General features: G+C 60.6%; 16 protein-coding genes. 9 read left to right on the top strand and 7 right to left on the bottom strand.

Annotated elements, in window-relative coordinates; translation table 11 throughout:
- Positions 1 to 13 precede the first annotated feature (13 nt).
- The 3 genes from MAB_RS22135 (at position 14) to MAB_RS22125 (ending at position 2,081) form a co-directional block, all read left to right on the top strand.
- A complete protein-coding gene (locus MAB_RS22135; protein WP_005095284.1) occupies positions 14 to 883 on the top strand; it encodes an alpha/beta fold hydrolase in 870 nt (289 codons plus the stop codon).
- Positions 880 to 1,716: an SDR family NAD(P)-dependent oxidoreductase gene (locus MAB_RS22130; RefSeq protein WP_005112326.1), complete on the top strand. Its 837-nt coding sequence runs from the start codon at positions 880 to 882 to the stop codon at positions 1,714 to 1,716. The genes MAB_RS22135 and MAB_RS22130 overlap by 4 nt, the downstream gene beginning before the upstream one ends.
- 86 nt (positions 1,717 to 1,802) lie before the next feature.
- A complete protein-coding gene (locus MAB_RS22125; protein ID WP_005112325.1) occupies positions 1,803 to 2,081 on the top strand; it encodes a GNAT family protein in 279 nt (92 codons plus the stop codon).
- Here MAB_RS22125 and MAB_RS22120 read toward each other — a convergent pair.
- Entirely contained in the window at positions 2,041 to 2,871 is an 831-nt protein-coding gene (locus tag MAB_RS22120) for an IclR family transcriptional regulator (RefSeq protein ID WP_014850824.1), read from the bottom strand. The two genes, MAB_RS22125 and MAB_RS22120, sit on opposite strands and share 41 nt — an antisense overlap.
- Before the next feature lie 115 nt (positions 2,872 to 2,986).
- On the opposite strand from MAB_RS22120, the gene MAB_RS22115 reads away from it, so the two are divergent.
- The gene (locus MAB_RS22115) at positions 2,987 to 3,562 is read left to right on the top strand and encodes a helix-turn-helix domain-containing protein (RefSeq protein WP_005095275.1); all 576 of its coding nucleotides are present in this window, start codon (positions 2,987 to 2,989) and stop codon (positions 3,560 to 3,562) included.
- Here MAB_RS22115 and MAB_RS22110 read toward each other — a convergent pair.
- Both MAB_RS22110 and MAB_RS22105 read right to left on the bottom strand, forming a co-directional pair.
- On the bottom strand, positions 3,522 to 5,378 hold the full coding sequence (locus MAB_RS22110) for an acyl-CoA synthetase (RefSeq protein ID WP_005112324.1): 1,857 nt from the start codon (positions 5,376 to 5,378) through the stop codon (positions 3,522 to 3,524). The genes MAB_RS22115 and MAB_RS22110 overlap by 41 nt on opposite strands.
- A complete protein-coding gene (locus tag MAB_RS22105) occupies positions 5,375 to 6,241 on the bottom strand; it encodes a fumarylacetoacetate hydrolase family protein (protein WP_005112323.1) in 867 nt (288 codons plus the stop codon). Before MAB_RS22105 ends, MAB_RS22110 begins: the two co-directional genes overlap by 4 nt.
- A gap of 98 nt (positions 6,242 to 6,339) precedes the next feature.
- Here MAB_RS22105 and MAB_RS22100 point away from each other — a divergent pair, with 98 nt between their 5' ends.
- From MAB_RS22100 to MAB_RS22085, 4 genes are all read left to right on the top strand, one after another.
- Positions 6,340 to 6,915, top strand: a complete 576-nt coding sequence (locus MAB_RS22100) for a TetR/AcrR family transcriptional regulator (RefSeq protein ID WP_005095269.1) — start codon at positions 6,340 to 6,342, stop codon at positions 6,913 to 6,915.
- Positions 6,916 to 7,080: 165 nt separating this feature from the next.
- Positions 7,081 to 7,599 carry a VOC family protein gene (locus tag MAB_RS22095; RefSeq protein WP_005098519.1) on the top strand — a complete coding sequence of 173 codons (519 nt, stop codon included), beginning with the start codon at positions 7,081 to 7,083 and terminating at the stop codon, positions 7,597 to 7,599.
- A complete protein-coding gene (locus MAB_RS22090; protein ID WP_005112322.1) occupies positions 7,596 to 9,251 on the top strand; it encodes an FAD-dependent monooxygenase in 1,656 nt (551 codons plus the stop codon). The genes MAB_RS22095 and MAB_RS22090 overlap by 4 nt, the downstream gene beginning before the upstream one ends.
- On the top strand, positions 9,252 to 12,749 hold the full coding sequence (locus tag MAB_RS22085) for an indolepyruvate ferredoxin oxidoreductase family protein (RefSeq protein WP_005115449.1): 3,498 nt from the start codon (positions 9,252 to 9,254) through the stop codon (positions 12,747 to 12,749).
- On the opposite strand, the gene MAB_RS22080 is transcribed toward MAB_RS22085, so the two are convergent.
- The 4 genes from MAB_RS22080 to MAB_RS22065 form a co-directional block, all read right to left on the bottom strand.
- The gene (locus MAB_RS22080; RefSeq protein WP_012296748.1) at positions 12,694 to 13,593 is read right to left on the bottom strand and encodes a fumarylacetoacetate hydrolase family protein; all 900 of its coding nucleotides are present in this window, start codon (positions 13,591 to 13,593) and stop codon (positions 12,694 to 12,696) included. The genes MAB_RS22085 and MAB_RS22080 overlap by 56 nt on opposite strands.
- 3 nt (positions 13,594 to 13,596) lie before the next feature.
- Positions 13,597 to 14,223, bottom strand: a complete 627-nt coding sequence (locus tag MAB_RS22075) for a malonic semialdehyde reductase (RefSeq protein WP_005112319.1) — start codon at positions 14,221 to 14,223, stop codon at positions 13,597 to 13,599.
- A 210-nt stretch (positions 14,224 to 14,433) separates the two neighbouring features.
- A complete protein-coding gene (locus MAB_RS22070) occupies positions 14,434 to 14,661 on the bottom strand; it encodes a DUF1272 domain-containing protein (protein WP_225580813.1) in 228 nt (75 codons plus the stop codon).
- An 11-nt stretch (positions 14,662 to 14,672) separates the two neighbouring features.
- The gene (locus tag MAB_RS22065; protein WP_005098517.1) at positions 14,673 to 15,125 is read right to left on the bottom strand and encodes a PaaI family thioesterase; all 453 of its coding nucleotides are present in this window, start codon (positions 15,123 to 15,125) and stop codon (positions 14,673 to 14,675) included.
- 33 nt (positions 15,126 to 15,158) lie between these two features.
- Here MAB_RS22065 and MAB_RS22060 point away from each other — a divergent pair, with 33 nt between their 5' ends.
- Positions 15,159 to 15,758 (top strand): TetR/AcrR family transcriptional regulator, encoded by a 600-nt coding sequence (locus MAB_RS22060; protein WP_005095255.1) that lies wholly within the window; start codon positions 15,159 to 15,161, stop codon positions 15,756 to 15,758.
- The last annotated feature ends 24 nt before the right edge of the window (positions 15,759 to 15,782 follow it).

Below are 15,782 nucleotides of genomic sequence, written 5' to 3'. Positions count from 1 at the left end.
CGAGGCGGACCACATGACCATCCACACCCATCTGCAAAGCATCTCTACTACTTTGGGGGAGATCGCTGTTCACGATGTCCCGGCGGCAGGCGGCGCGGACGCGCCGACGTTGGTGATGCTGCACGGGGGCGGCCCTGGCGCGTCGGGATTGAGTAACTACGAGCAGAATATTCCAGCGCTTTCGCGTACTTTTCGCATTCTGCTACCCGACCAGCCGGGCTTTGGCGGGAGCTATCGCCCTACCGGCGCTGATCTGGATGAGCGGTCGATCACGGAGATAACCGTGGATGCGCTGTTCCAGGTGTTGGACGATCTGGCGGTTGGCTCGTTTCACCTCTTAGGCAACAGTCTGGGAGGGGCCGCGGCGATTCGGATGGCTCAGCTGCGTCCGGAGCGGGTTACCAGACTCGTGTTGATGGCTCCCGGCGGCGGATGGCTGCCCTTCGGCCCTACCCCCACCGAGGGACAGAAAGAAATGTTCCGGTACTTCAACGGGGAGGGGCCGACCGAGAAGAAGATGGCTGCCTTTATTCGTGCAATGGTCTTTGATCACAAGCAGTTCGGCCGAGATGTGGTGAGCAGGCGATACCAGGCATCTCTCGACGAAGGCCATATCGAGTTCTATCACCACTACAACGCTGCCTTCGCCAAGAGGAACGGAATGGATCCGCTGTGGCGGGATCTGCACACCATCACGGCGCCCACATTGCTGCTGTGGGGGCGCGACGACCGCACCATCACCCTCGAAGGTGCCCAGATGATGCTCAAGCACATTTCCGACGTTCAGCTGCACGTCTTCGGTCGCTGTGGGCACTGGGTGCAGCTGGAACGGCAGGCCGAATTCGATCGGCTAGTGGCGGATTTCCTGGGGGAGCCGGCATGAGTGGTGGGTGGCTCGGCGGCTATGTCGCGTTGATCACGGGAGGCGGCTCGGGTATCGGGCGCGCGGTGACAGAGCGTTACCTTGCAGAGGGAGCGTCCGTCACGATCGTTGGGCATCGCCCCGAGCAGCTGGACCGCGTGCACGCCGAGAGTTCTGCGCCAGATCGATTGCACACAGTGGTGGCGGACACCCGTGAGAGCGATCAGTTACATGATGCTGTTGTCCAGACGGTCAGCCGTTTTGGGCAACTCGACACGCTGGTCGCGAACGCCGGGGTGTGGGACTACCAGCGGCCGCTCACCCGGCTCACCGCGTCCGAGTTGACGGCAAGCTTCCATGAGGTGTTTTCCGTGAACGTCAAGGGTTATCTCCTGGCAGCAGAGGCGGCGTGGCGCGAGCTTGTGAAGACGCGTGGCAGCATCATCATGACGCTCTCGAATGCCTCGTTCTATGTGAACGGCGGAGGGCCGATCTATACGGCCAGTAAACATGCCTGCCTCGGGCTGATGCGTGAGTTGGCTTTTGAACTGGCCCCGAAGGTACGGGTCAATGGCGTCGCGTGCGGAGGCATGAATACTGATCTGCGGGGGCCCGAGGCACTGTCACTTGCCGATCGGTCGATCTCGACTTCCTTTGCGAAACGAGGCCATGATGCCTCGGCTCCCCTGATTCCGTTGCATGACTCCAGCACCGATCCGGCAGATTTCACTGGCCCGTACGTGCTGCTGGCCTCGCGGGAACAGAGCGGTCCCATCACCGGAGAGGCTATCGCGATAGATGGGGGCATAGGTGTCCGGGGATTCGTCAAACCTGCAGGCGGTGAGCATCTTTGATGGCCTCGGAGTCGGAGCCACCCCGGATCGGTCCCGGATTTCGGCGGCAACTTTGCCTTACGGGTCAGCTACGCAACGCATATCCAGTGGGTAGCCATGATGTACAGATAGTCATCGATGCCGACGCCGCCACCGTTGAGGGCCTATGTGATGCGGCTTCATCGATATTTGAGGGTGATCCCGCCTGCCGTCGTGTTGTGTTCGCCCCCGATACAGACGATGTCGATTCCATCGAAGTGGCTGAGCGCGCGGGGTTCCGGATGGTTGTCGAGGTGGACCTGCCGGGCGCCACCGTCAAGATTCTTGTGTGTGAGCCGCAGTGGGTCACCGACGGCTATGTTGACTTGAACTCGGTGCCCTGCTGACAAGCAGAGTGCTTGCCGACGATGCGATGCGGCGCAAGATCGGCGTGTGCTTTCGGCCGTCGATACGGTCGGTAGGCCCTGAAATCGACAGTGCCGCGACGGGTATCCCGTTTGGTCCGAATACGGGTACTGCGACACAACGGAGGCCCGGTTGTATTTCCTCGTCGTCAAAGGCGATTCCGGATCGGCGTATGCGAGCAAGCTGCATGTCGAGTTCCGTCGGATCGGTTATGGTTCGACTTGTATATCGCTGCAGCACGGGCCTTTTCTGAGCTTTCGGCGGCCGTTCGTAGGCGAGTAGGGCCTTTCCCACGGCTGTGCAGTGCGCCGGGGTGCGGCCACCCACGCGTGATGGTGAGCGCACTTGTCGGTATCCATATAACTTGGCCAGGTATACGACGTCACTGCCGTCCAGCACAGCGAGGTGCGTTGTTTCTCCGATGTGCTGATGGACATCGACAACAAACGGAATCAGGCTGTCCCGCAGCGTATCCCTTCGCTCGTTCATTGGCCCATGGCCGATCTCGTAGAGCCGTCTTCCCAGACGGTAGCAAGTACCTACGCGCTCAACCATCCCATTGCGTTCGAGTATTTCCAGTACGCGATACGCGGTGGACTTATACATGTCTGCGCGTCGTGCGAGTTCGCTCACCCCCACTCCGCTGCTGCCTTCATCCCGAAAAGCGGCGAGCAGGTTCACCGCTTTGTCTATTGCAGCATTCGAGCTGTGGCCGTGATCTTTTGGCAGGAGCGGTGTTTGATGAGCGGCAGAGACGGAACGGGAAGACATGGGCACCTCAAATCACGGTATTTCTGCCATCCTGACCCGCGGTTGATCGTCAGTCAAGAGTGACGGCTAGTACATTAAAAGTGACACCGATGGCTTGTTACCGAATCGAGGCACGATGACGGACCACAACACTTTGGTCGCCCGCAACGTCCGCAGATACCGCCAAGAACGCGCGCTCTCGTTGGGCGACCTGGCTCGACGGTCTGGGCTGTCCAAGCAGACAGTATCGAAAATCGAGCAGGGCGTTGGTAATCCGACCGTAGAAACGTTGGCACTGCTGGGCGAGGCGTTACAGGTTCCGCCTCAGCGACTGCTAACGGAGTGGGGCACTCCCGTGTTTGTGCAGCGGGCAAGTGAGGACGGCTGGGTCGACAAAGGTGCCCGATCGGAGAGGCTCTTGGATGAGATCTACGGATCAGGGTACGTACGCAACCTGGTTGTCCGTCTCGAACGGACCGCGCAGGCAGGCGAGGAAATCGGTGCGCATGCTCCGGGGACCTTGCACCATGTGTATGTCATTGAAGGCATCCTGCGCACGGGTCCTCTCAATGACCCCGTGGAATTGAGGACCGGTGACTTTGCGCGGTTTCCCGGCGACGTCCCGCACCGTCACGAGAGCATCAGCCCTCGCGTTGTCGCCCACCTGGTGACTACCTTGCCGCAGATACGTCAGTTCGATCCGATTCGCTGATATGAAAGCTGATACCGAAGCGTGACAAGAGCTTTTGCGCTTCGTGTCGTCCTTCGCTCCCCGCACCGTTCGTCAGATGAATTTGGGCAACAGGACGGCCATCTGTGTCACTCACGCTGACCTCAGCGGTGAGTCCTGCCGTACCTAATTGGTGTAGCACGGCCCGGCGAACGGAATCGTGTATCAGCGGAACTTTGTGCACCTTACCCACGGCGGTGACAGGTATGGAATCCACGACATGGAAGAACTTGGGTATAGAAGCTGGCTCCGCGCAATGGTCGGCCGCCCACTGCTGAAGCTCGGTTTCGGGCGGATTAGCGCCCTCGCGCAGCACAAGATAGACGACGGGCACCTCACCGGAATGTACGTCGGGCCGCGGAACTGCTGCCGCAGCAACAACATCAGAATGAGACAGCATCGCCTCCTCAATCGGTCGCGGGTCGATGTTGTGGCCTCCGCGGATGATCAGGTCCTTGGCCCGTCCTGTCATATACACGAACCCGTCCGTATCCAACCTGCCGAGATCTCCGGTCAGGAGCCAGCCGTCCTGGATCACACCAGCTGGATCCGGTGCCGGGCCATCGGGTCCAGGCCTTAGATAGCCCGGAAAGACGGCGGGGCCCGATATGGCGAGCATCCCTGTTTCTCCGGCGGCGCAATCGCCCGTGGGACGACCTTCTGTGTCCAGCCTCAGCGCCTTGACGCGCTGGTACGGCAGTGGTGGTCCGACGCTGCCATATCGGGTGTCGCCCAGGGGCATGAAGGTGCTGGCGCAGGTGCCTTCGGTGAGGCCATATCCCTCGATCATCGGCACCCCGGTTACGCGTTCGAAGTTCGTTCGAACCGCGGTGGGTAGTGTGGCTGCCCCCACGATTCCGGCTCGCAGGCTTGAGATATCGACATCCTCGGGCAGTGGGGGCAGGGAGGCATACACGGTGGGCACGGTAGAAAAGGTGGTGATGCGATAGTGCTCGATAATTCTCCAGAAATCGGCCACCGCGTCCCGGTCACGAAAACCAAGTGGCCCTAGTGCCACCGTTGTTCCGCCCGCGAGCAGCGGGGTAAGGGTGGAGACCAGCACCGCGTTGACATGGAACAGGGGCAAGCCAGACAGTACGGCCAGATCACCGCCAAAGGCGTTGTGTTGGCTCAGCGCCCACGCGACGTAGATCTCATTCGCATGGGTATGCGGTGCCACCTTCGGTGTTCCGGTAGTGCCGCCAGTATGGAAGTAGGCTGCGATGTCGGAGCTGGTTCTCTGCGTCTTGGCATCTAAATGTGTTGTGATATGGGTTGATAACAAATCATCGAAGTCGCCGGCCCAGCGGTCAGGCGGGTGCGGGACATCGCCGCCAACCGTGATGAGTGTGGCGATTTCGGGTAACGCGTCCAGGACATCGCGGGCCTTCTGCCAGCCGTCGGGATCAAGCGCGGGCGCAGGTGCAATGAGGATCTGGGCGCCGGTAAGTCCGAGAATGTCGATGATGTGCGCGGTTGTCAGCATAGGGTTGACGGGATTGGCGATACCGACGGCTTGCGCGCCGAGTAGAGCCGGATAGCTCGCCGGAGTGTTTGGCAGCAAGAGGCCCACCACTCCACCTCCGCCGAGCCCCAGAGCGTGATACATGTTGGCCGCCTGGGTGACTCGTCCCAACAGCTCGTTGTATGTCCAGGTGGTGGGTGATAGCCACTCACGGCCGCCCTTGAGCAGCCGTAGAGCGGGCTTGTTCGCGTGCTGTGCCGCCGAGCGGGCGAGCAAGTCATAGATCGTGGCGGGCAGGTCGAGTTCCGACAGCGCCGCCGCCCTGGTGCTCATGCGGCAGATACCCTGTTGCGCAGTAGCCCGATACGTTCGATTGCGACCTCGACGGTATCGCCGGACCGCAGAAAGCGGCCAGTGAATGCGCCGGCGCCGCATGGCGTGCCGGTGCAGATCACGTCGCCGGGTTGCAGGGTCTGATACCGCGACAGATGTGCGATCAACTCCGGGATGGGGTATATGAAGCTACCCGTCCGATCATCTTGTCGTAGTTCACCATTCACATACGTCTGGAGTGTGAGGTCTACCCCGTCGGAGAACTCGTCCGCCGTGACCAAGCATGGTCCGAGGGGCTTGAACGTGTCGAAGCTCTTGGCCACCCCGATCGACGCGGCGGCATCACCCGTCATTGCGCGACGTTGAATATCGCGCGCTCCGACGTCGTTGGCGATTGTCAGTCCGGCCACGTGCTTCCATGCCTCTTCCACCGAGACGGCATGGGTGCTGCGGCCGATCACAACGGCCAGTTCACCCTCATAGTCCACCTCGTCGGGAGCGATCGCAGGCAGTTTGATGGTGTGATCGGTACCCGTGGTGGCCGACCCCGCGATCAGTTGCATATTGGGTTCTGTCGGCATGACGATGTCATCGCGTCCCATGGCTGCGAAGGCCGCAAGCGCTTCCTTCGCATGACTTGGGTAATTCAGGCCGATGATGAGGATCTTTCCCGGGCGGATCACCGGCGCCAGTACCGCAACGTCCGTCAGTGCGACCTCGTCGGTGACGGTCGCGTCGCGGGCTGGATCCAAGCCGGTGTCCGATAGCAGTTCGCCCAGGTCACGGTGGGGAAGATCGAGCAGCGCGAGGATGCCATGGCGATCTTCGCGGCCGATCCCTCGATCAGTTGTATACAGGCGCATGGGCTCCTCCTCGGCCTCGCCGTCGTCTCTTGTCTTTTAGTTAAGAGCAACGCTTGGCTGGCAGTCAAGAGTGTTGGGGGAATCGGTATCCTTTCCCCATGCCAAGGAACCGTCAGCAGATACCGCGGGCTGAGCGGGAGTCTGCGATCCTTGAGCAGGCTGTGGAACTCTTTGCGGCCAACGGCTATAGGGGAACCAGCGTGGCGGCGGTGGGGCGCGCCGCGGGTGTGGCCCCTGCGGCGGTGCACTGGTACTACCCGACCAAGGATGACCTATTCGCGGCGGCCGTCACGTCCATCTTCGATTCCGTGCGGGAGCGGGTCGAGGCAGACCCGTCGATCAATGGCGAGCCATACGGCGAACTGGTGGCACTGCTTTCCGAATCCCAGTCGTATCGCAATTTGCATCGCGAAGCCTATGAGCGGATGGAGGGCTCGGAGGCGGTTCGCGCCGCGTACGAACACGTACAGTCCTGGCTTGACGAGCGGTTGCTGGCCGCGATCGCCCAGCGAAACCGCGGCGGCGTGAATTCTGAGCTTGTCGCCGACGCGGCACATGTGCTCTTCGAGGGGATACTGATCAGCAGTCGTCGACTAGATCGATCGGCCGGTGAGCTTATCGGTCTCGTGGTGGATGCGCTTGTTGCCGTAGCTGTCACGAAGCGCGGCTCCTAACCCTCTTTCGTCCCCGCTGTAGGTCTTGCCGAAATCCGGCGTCTTTGTGCTGCTTGGGATTTGCGCGATCTCGGCCTCTTGACTTCCATTCATGAGAATGATTACCGTGTCTTGTATCACATTCAAGAGGGGTGTGTATGCCCCGCTACAGCCAGGAGCTTTCCGATGCCCTCACCAGAGAAACTTGCCCACGTGGTGCTCCGCACCGGTCGTGTACAAGAGATGACCGATTGGTACCTCCAGCTCCTTGACGGCAAGGTCGCTTTCGCCAATCCCATGATCGCGTTCATCACGTACGACGAAGAGCACCATCGACTGGCCTTCCTTGCGACCGGCGCCTCGGAGCCACCGGAGGACCGGCATACCGGTTTGCATCACGTCGCATTCACATACAGCTCGCTGCGAGGGCTGCTGGACAACTACCTTCGTCTCAAAGACCAAGGACTACTGCCTTTTTGGTGTGTCAATCACGGTCCCACGCTGTCGATGTACTACCGGGATCCGGACGGCAATCAGATTGAGCTCCAGATCGACAGCATGACCAACGAAGAGACCCAGGACTTCATCACGTCAGAAGCCTTCGCGGCCAACCCTGTTGGCATCACTTTTGAGCCCGAGGCTCTGATTGAGCGCTTCGATGCGGGCGAATCTTTTGCCGAGCTGGTGAGGTGGCCGTCAGCATGAGCACCGTCATCACGCCCGTGGTCATCGTCGGTGCAGGGCCCACTGGGCTGGCCACCGCCTATGTTTTGGGCCGGCTAGGTGTGCGCAGCATCGTGTGTGATCAATACGACGGCGTAAATCCGCATCCACGCGCCCATGTCGTGAACACCAGATCGATGGAACTGCTGCGTAACTGGGGAATCTACGACGAGATCATCGCGGACGCGATCGACTTCAATCGCGGGATCAATGTGCTGTGGAAGCACACCGTCGCGGGTGAGGAATTCGGACGGCTCGATCTAGCCGACGTACCGGAAGCACACCTGGCGCGGCGTCTGAACGCATCTCCGGTCACCATCGGTTCGTGTGCACAGGACCGTGTACAGGGGCGGCTTCTGGAGGCGGTTCGCAGCTCAGGTATGACCGAAGTGCGTTACCGGACCAAGGTTTCGGCCGTGGGTGCCCACGAAGACCACGTCGACGTGTATCTGGAAAAGGATGGGCACGCGGAGACGCTGAGAGCCGAATACGTTGTTGACGCTGAGGGAGCGGCCGCGCGGCTGCGCCAGAGTATCGGTATCGACGTGGAGGGTATTCCCGAATTCGGGCATCAGATCAATATGTATTTCCACGCCGATCTGTCCGAATGGACCGACCAGGAGTCTGAACTATTGTTCTGGGTCCTCAACACCGGGTGCCCTGGAGTATTCATCCGTTTGGGCGGTAACCGGTGGACATTTCATACGGGATTCGACCCAGCGCGCGAAGCTGTCAGTGACTACACACCGGAACGTTGTCGCGAATTGATCAGGCTGGCGGTAGGCGCTCCCGAGCTGGAAATCGATATGCGCTCGGTCGGAACATGGGTGTTGGGCGCGAGCACGGCACGTCAGTACCGCAAGGGACGTGTATTCCTGGTAGGCGATGCGGCGCATCAGTTTCCGCCAACGGGTGGTCTGGGAATGAACACGGGTCTGGTCGATGCCGACAACTTGGGCTGGAAGCTTGCCGCCGTTCTACAAGGATGGGCACACACACAGTTGTTGGATACATATGAATCCGAGCGGCGGCCGGTCGCACTGGCCAACGCTGAAAGCAGCATCGCCAATGTGATGAAGATGGCCGATGCCGGAATTGGCCCGAACACCATGGCGGTTGCGGCGAAGCTGGAAAGTGATATCCCGGCAGTTGCCGCTGCCGAACGTAGCCGGATGGCGGCGGCTGTGCCGGAACAACGCCCGCACTTCGACTATCTGGAGCTGGAGCTTGGGTACGTTTATGGTGGACATAATGATGCCGTCGATCCGATCACCACGGCTGTCATGGGTGGCCGAATGCCCCATCACTGGGTGAACCTCGGTGATCGGCGAATCTCGACATTGGACCTTGTCGGGGTCGGATTCGTCCTGATCGCAGGACCAGAGGGCGCGGAATGGATCGACGCGCCGAAGATCCGCGAAATGCGGATTCCGTTGCAGGTCTATCTTGTTGGCCGCGACTTGGAGCCGATTGGCGGTGCGATTCCTGGTGCGGAAGGCAACGGCGCGGTGCTGGTGCGCCCGGACGGTCATATCGCGTGGATCGGCACCGGTCTGGCCGTTGACCCCGTCGAGGAGATCAGCCTTGCTGTCGAAACACTTTGCGGTAAACCACTGTCCGAAATTGCAACGTAAATGGCCGTAGGAAGGAATTTCGTGCGCCAGCCTCTCGTCACACCGTCGGAGCGATACACCGCTGTTCGGGGTACGGTTCACCTCAGCGGTATTCAGGCTTTGGTTCGGTTGGTTTTGGATCAACGGCGCGATGATCGCCGAGACGGGCGGTCGACAGCCGGATTCATATCCGGCTACGAGGGGTCGCCGTTGGCCGGTTACGACACCGAGTTGATTCGCAATTCGGCTCTGCTGGACGAGCACGAGATCGTTTTTGTGCCGGGGGTCAATGAAGAGTTGGCAGCCACCGCGGTGCAGGGGACCCAGATGGCGGTGACCCAGCCGGACAGGCGGGTAGACGGAGTGGCGGCGATCTGGTACGGGAAGTCGCCGGGACTGGACCGAGCGGCAGATGCCATCCGGCATGCAAACCTGATGGGTACTCATCCACAGGGCGGCGTGCTTGCGTTGGTCGGTGACGATCCTGCGGCAAAGTCCTCGAGCGTCCCGGGCGCTTCTGAATTGTTGTTGGCGGACCTCGGCCTGCCGATCCTGTATCCTTCAGATCCGCAGCAGGCCTTGGACTTTGGCCGCCATGGTATTGCCATGTCCCGGTGTAGCGGGCTGTGGGTCGCGATGAAAGTCGTCACCAACGTGGCCGACGGATCGGGCACCGTCGAATTGAATCCGGATCGCGTCAGGCCTGCGTTCCCCGAGACGAAAATCGATGGCGAAGACTATCGGCACACGGTGACGGCTCACATGCTGCAACCTACGCTCGGTGCACTGGAGCGCAGCCGTGACGGGATCCGTCTGGAGATCGCCCGCAAGTACGCGGCGCTGAACGGGTTGAACCAGATCACCAAGCAGGCGCCGGGAGATAGGGTCGGCATCGTCGCGGCGGGCAAGACATATCTGGACCTCGTGCAGGCTTTACGGACACTCGGCGTGGACAACGGGGTACGAGTCTTGCGTTTGGGAATGATTCATCCGCTGGAGCCCGGTGTCATCGCCCAGTTCGCTGAGAACCTTGACTACATCATCGTGGTCGAGGAGAAGCGTCCATTGATCGAACTAGGGCTCAAAGACGTGCTGTATGGGACGGCGGGAGCTCCCATGATCTATGGAAAGCGAAACCCAGACGGGAACAATATGTTTCCTGCCGACGGAGAACTCGACACGGAAGCCATCGCAGATCAACTCAGGCCTGTGCTTGAGCGGTTCGGAGCCCTACCGGCATCCGAGCCGCGGATTCAGCGCGGACGGCGGGGACCTGTCAGCTTGCCGCTGTTGACACGCACCCCGTACTTCTGTTCGGGATGCCCTCACAACACCTCCACAAAGATCCCCGAAGGGTCGATGGTCGGCGCGGGGATTGGATGTCATGCCCTGGTGACGATGATGGACGAGCGTCAGGTTGGCGAGGTTGCCGGCATGACCCAGATGGGTGGGGAGGGCACGCAATGGATCGGCATGGCGCCGTTTCTCAGGCGAGATCATCTGATTCAGAATCTGGGTGACGGAACATTTCATCATTCGGGCAGTTTGGCCATCCGAGCCGCTATCGCTGCCGGCGCGCACATCACCTACAAGTTGCTTTACAACTCCGCGGTGGCGATGACCGGTGGCCAGCAGGCGGTCGGCGCCATGTCGGTGGGCCAGATATGTATGGCGATGCTGGCAGAGGGAGTCTCGCGAATCATCATCACCACCGACAATGCTAAAGCCTATCGGAAAGCCAAGTTGCCCAAGGGCGTTATGGTATGGGACCGCAGTCGATTGATTGAGGCGCAGCGGGTTCTGGCCGACACCGTCGGAGTGACTCTGTTAATCCACGATCAGGAATGTGCCACTGAGCTACGCAGAAAACGTAAGCGGGGGCTGGTATCGGAGCCCGCGGAGCGGGTCCTTATCAATGAGCGAGTTTGTGAAGGTTGTGGCGATTGCGGCCAGAAGTCCAATTGCTTGTCCGTGCAACCCGTATCCACGGAGTTCGGCCGTAAGACGAGGATTGATCAGTCGTCCTGCAACAAAGACCTTTCCTGTCTGGAAGGAGACTGCCCCTCCTTCATCACCGTGATCCCCGACCCCAATGCGAAACGACTCAAACATATTCCGGACGATTCGTTGGCTGACCTTCCTGATCCTCCCCAGCTTCTGGCTGCAGCACACGCACACACCACACGTATTGCGGGAGTGGGCGGTACTGGTGTGGTGACTCTGGCGCAGGTACTCAGTGTGGCGGCGACCTCGTCTGGCTGGCAGGTACGAACGCTTGATCAAACCGGCTTGGCTCAGAAAGGCGGTGCAGTGGTTTCGGACATCAAGATGAGCAAGGCGGAAATAGCTGAACCGAGCAAGGCGGCAAGCGCCGAGTGTGATCTGTACCTGGGCTGCGATCTATTGGTGGCAGCCGACGAGAAGTATTTGAATGCCGCCGACAGCTCCCGCACGACGGCGGTGATATCGACGAGTGAGGTACCGACCGGCCAGATGGTGATCGACCCGGGCGTTTCCTTTCCTGAACCCGGCCCACTGAAAGCGCTTCTGCGAGAGGCCGTGCGCGACACAGTTTTTATCGACGCCCGGGCGGTGTCTGTACAGCTGCTGGGTAGCGACCAATACGCCAACTTGCTATTGGCAGGGGCGGCAGTGCAACTTGGTTCGCTGCCCCTGTCGCCGGCGGCGATCGAGAAAGCCATCGCGCTGAACGGAGCCGGCGTGCAGTCAAACATTGCGGCCTTTCGTTATGGAAGGCTGGCGGTAGCAGAACCGGAAACCTTCAGGAGGATAACCGAACCCCCAGCCCCTTCGAGCACCAGAAGATCTGCGGCGGTGGAAAAGCTGGTTCAGCAAGTGGGAGCGCTGCCCGGCGGTGAACTGGAGCGCTTGTTGCGGATCCGTGTCCCGGATCTGGTCGACTACCAGAGCCTGGGCTACGCCAGGGAATATGTCCGGTATGTCGCGGATGTGGTGCACATGGAACGGGAACGGTGCGCTGGATCGGAAGCTCTGTCGGCTACGGTGGCTCGTCAGTTGTACAAGCTGATGGCATACAAGGATGAATACGAGGTTGCGCGACTATCGCTTAGCCCGGCGGTTGTGGCCGCGGTGACTGCGGAATTCGGCGAGGGTGCGCGCATTGCGTACCGGCTTCATCCACCGGTGCTGCGGGCGTTGGGGCTCAAGCGCAAGCTTGTGCTCGGGCCTTGGTTTCGCCCAGTCTATCGAATTCTGGTAGCGGCAAGAAGATTACGTGGGACGAGGGCGGACTTGTTCGGGTTGGCGAAGGTGCGCCGATGCGAACGCCGACTGGTTGTCGAGTACAAGGAAACCATCGACACTGTGTTGAGTGAGTTGAGCAACGCCAATCTTTCGGCAGCGGTGGAGATTGCCGATCTGCCGGATATGGTGCGCGGGTACGAATCGATCAAGCTCGCGAGTGTGGACCGCTACCGGGCAGCTACCGCAAGGGCGATTGGCCGGTTCCTGTCGATTGGCGAGCCTGTACCGAATTAGTAAGGGTGCCAAGGTGTTCAATCGAAATTTCGACAACATCGCCGGGTCGCAGATAGCGGTCGGTGAACTGACCGGCGCCCCTCGGACTGCCGGTAGCGATCACGTCACCAGGCTCCAGCGTGTGGTATCGCGAAATGTACGCGATGAGTTCGGGTATCGAGTGAATGAGATTGCCCGTACGGTCATCTTGGCGTAGATCGCCGTTGACCCGTGTCTGCAGTCGGAGGTCGACCTTTTCGGTGAATTCGTCTGCCGTGACCAAACACGGCCCCAGCGGCTTGAATGTATCGAAACTTTTCGCGATGCCGATCGAGGCCGCGGGGTCGCCTGTGTAGGCCCGCTGCTGAATGTCGCGGGCACTGACGTCGTTGATGATGCTTAGCCCCGCGACGTGGCCCCACGCCTGGTCGGTGCGTATGGCGAAGCCCGCTCGCCCGATGACTACCGCCAGCTCTCCTTCATAGTCGACATGGTGTGGGGTGGCGACGGGCAGCATCAGCGGCCGTCCATCAGCCTGAACCGCCGAGCCGGCGACAATCTGAATGTTCGGCTCTGCGGGCAACTGAACATCGCGGCGCCCAATAGATGCGAACTTTTCCAGGGCTTCTTCCGCGTGGCTCAGATAGTTGAGGCCGACCGCGAGAATCTTGCCAGGACGGAGGATTACCGGCGCTAGCGATACGTGGTCGCTATCGACCACGCGCGACGCGAGGGCCCGTGCTGCGGTATCCGTGTCCGAATATCGCAGCAGTGCTCCAATGTCATCGAACGGCAGATCGAGTAGCGAGAAATGGCCGTCGGCCCCCTGGCGGGCAATGCCGCGATCTGTCGTGTAAAGACGCATCGTCTATGCCCAGCGGACGACATCGGCAGGGTCGAGCCGCGGTAGCCGGCCAAACCACGGATTCTCGCCGGGGTGGCCGATGTTCACCACCAGAACAGTTGACCAGTCGTTGTCCGGGAAGAACTCGCGGTCCACGCCGTCCGCATCGAACCCGCCCATCGGCCCGGCGGCCAGACCGACCGCGCGGATGGCCATGATGAAGTAGGCCGATTGCAACGCTGCATTGAATATCCCAGTAGAAGAACGTAATTCGCTGTTCGCTTCGAAAAGCTCGGCCATCTCTGGCATGAGGGGGAACACGGTGGGTATCTGGTCGTGGAATCGGGTGTCGGTTGCCAGTATCGCAACGGCGGGAGCGGTAGATGTCTTGGCCTTGTTGGGATCGAACATGTGTGGGATCAAGCGGTCACGTGCTTCGCCCTTGTCTACGAAGAGAATTCGAAGTGGTTGGGTATTGACCGAGGTCGGCGCCCAGCGGGCTAGCTCCCACGCTTCAAGGAGTTTTTCCCGCGCGATGGGGGTGTCGGCGAAGCTATTGGCGGTGCGAGCGTGCGTGAAAAGTGTTGCGCGTCCTGCCTCATCCAGGACGGGCAGAGAGGCGACGGCGATATGGCCATTTGAGTCGGTCACGGAGGGTCCTTAACTGTTGAGCCGGTCGGCAGATAGGCTTCTTGATTTGAGATTAAGAGACTCATGGCTTGCAGTCAAGAGAATGTGCGTTGTCCCTGTTGGGTCGTACCTCGAAGCGCATGTGACGCAAGCGCGCCGCGGGAGAAATAGATCCCTTTGCAGGGCAATGCGATTCACCATAATCGAATCGCCCTGCAAAGGGCCTGGGGCTTAGCCGCGATGGCGGCAGAGCCGCCGTGCGATTCGGGAGGGAGTCCGGGTGGCGATCTCGGCGACGCCTGTGGTGCGCCGAGGCCTGGGTACCAATTCGCCCGCGCAGTTCGGACACGCGTTGAGCGTTGATTGACAGTCGGGGCAGTAAGTGCACTCGTAGGAGCAGATCCAGGCTGTGGCGTCGTGGGCCAGTTTTTGCGTGCAGAGTTCACATTTAGTTTTCATCTTGAGCATGGTCATCCCACCTTGTAGCTGGCGAGAGCCTTTGCGACGCGGGTGCCGGCGACGGTGACGATATCGACCTCGCATGCCGTCAGGGTCTTGCCGCGGCGCAGCGCGCGGCCCGTGCCAAGCAGATCCTCGGCCCGGGCGGGCTCCAAAAATTCAAGGGCGAGAGAGGTCGTCACCCCGCGGAGCTGCTCGGGTAACTCGCGGCCGCACCAAGCCGACACCATGGCGGTGATATCGGCGAGGGCTGCGATGGCTCCGCCGTGGACCATATCGGCGGTCGTTGCCAGCTCAGGCCGCCATGGCATTCGCAGCACGGCTTCGTCATCGGTGAGTTTCTCGGCCCGTATATCGAGCAGTTCGACAAATGGCGATACGGGCAGGAAGAGCGACATCAGATCGGTGCCATTCTTGGCCGCCTGCGGAGTTTGTTCATTAGTCACATGCAGAGTGAATGTCACATGCAGCGTGTATGTCAAGGTTAGGATGGGGCCATGGTTCCGTTGAGGCAGGCGCAGGCCCTCGCAACCCGTCAGCGATTGGTAGATGTGGCAACGGAACTCTTCGCGTTGCATGGATTCACGAGCGTGACCACCACGTCGCTGAGCGAGGCGTCGGGCATGACACGCGGCGCCCTGTACCACCACTTCGCGAACATGACCGAGGTCATGGAGGCTGTCTTCGAGCGGGCCGAAGGATTCTTGGTGGCCGAGGTGAACCACTCACTTACGAGCATCGAAAGTCCCGCAGAGCGCTTTCTCGCCATAGGATCTGCCGTGCTTGACGTACTCGCCCGCGAGCCGATTGTTCAGCGCATCGTCTTTGTCGAAGCGCCTATGGCATTGGGATGGAGCCGCTGGAGAGCCCTTGATGGCGGGCGATCGCTGGGCCTGATCCAGGACATCCTTGAGGAGCTGTATCGGCGCGGGGAGCTTGTTGAGGCGGTCGATCCGCAAATGGCCGCGCAATTGATCCTGGGTGCTATCAACGAATCCGGCATGTATGCGGCAGCGGCGCCGAGTGAGCGTTCGTCCCGTGCCGCCGAACAGCTCACCCTCCTCTGTAGGGGACTTCTTTCGCCGCGCAGCGGCTAGCGGCGGCCGGGGTCTTCGAAACCT

Source organism: Mycobacteroides abscessus ATCC 19977, from assembly GCF_000069185.1.
Classification (GTDB): domain Bacteria; phylum Actinomycetota; class Actinomycetes; order Mycobacteriales; family Mycobacteriaceae; genus Mycobacterium; species Mycobacterium abscessus.
The sequence above is the reverse complement of the archived record's forward strand: the minus strand, read 5'-3'. Positions and strand labels throughout refer to the sequence as shown.

Excerpts from the sequence above, each read along its gene's own strand:
- MAB_RS22105 (WP_005112323.1), bottom strand. The coding sequence starts at position 6,241 with ATGCGCCTGTATACAACTGATCGAGGGATCGGCCGCGAAGATCGCCAT.
- MAB_RS22090 (WP_005112322.1), top strand. The coding sequence starts at position 7,596 with ATGAGCACCGTCATCACGCCCGTGGTCATCGTCGGTGCAGGGCCCACT.
- MAB_RS22070 (WP_225580813.1), bottom strand. The coding sequence starts at position 14,661 with ATGAAAACTAAATGTGAACTCTGCACGCAAAAACTGGCCCACGACGCC.
- MAB_RS22115 (WP_005095275.1), top strand. The coding sequence starts at position 2,987 with ATGACGGACCACAACACTTTGGTCGCCCGCAACGTCCGCAGATACCGC.
- MAB_RS22060 (WP_005095255.1), top strand. The coding sequence starts at position 15,159 with ATGGTTCCGTTGAGGCAGGCGCAGGCCCTCGCAACCCGTCAGCGATTG.
- MAB_RS22130 (WP_005112326.1), top strand. The coding sequence starts at position 880 with ATGAGTGGTGGGTGGCTCGGCGGCTATGTCGCGTTGATCACGGGAGGC.
- MAB_RS22095 (WP_005098519.1), top strand. The coding sequence starts at position 7,081 with ATGCCCTCACCAGAGAAACTTGCCCACGTGGTGCTCCGCACCGGTCGT.
- MAB_RS22085 (WP_005115449.1), top strand. The coding sequence starts at position 9,252 with ATGGCCGTAGGAAGGAATTTCGTGCGCCAGCCTCTCGTCACACCGTCG.
- MAB_RS22135 (WP_005095284.1), top strand. The coding sequence starts at position 14 with ATGACCATCCACACCCATCTGCAAAGCATCTCTACTACTTTGGGGGAG.
- MAB_RS22120 (WP_014850824.1), bottom strand. The coding sequence starts at position 2,871 with ATGTCTTCCCGTTCCGTCTCTGCCGCTCATCAAACACCGCTCCTGCCA.
- MAB_RS22100 (WP_005095269.1), top strand. The coding sequence starts at position 6,340 with ATGCCAAGGAACCGTCAGCAGATACCGCGGGCTGAGCGGGAGTCTGCG.
- MAB_RS22110 (WP_005112324.1), bottom strand. The coding sequence starts at position 5,378 with ATGAGCACCAGGGCGGCGGCGCTGTCGGAACTCGACCTGCCCGCCACG.
- MAB_RS22080 (WP_012296748.1), bottom strand. The coding sequence starts at position 13,593 with ATGCGTCTTTACACGACAGATCGCGGCATTGCCCGCCAGGGGGCCGAC.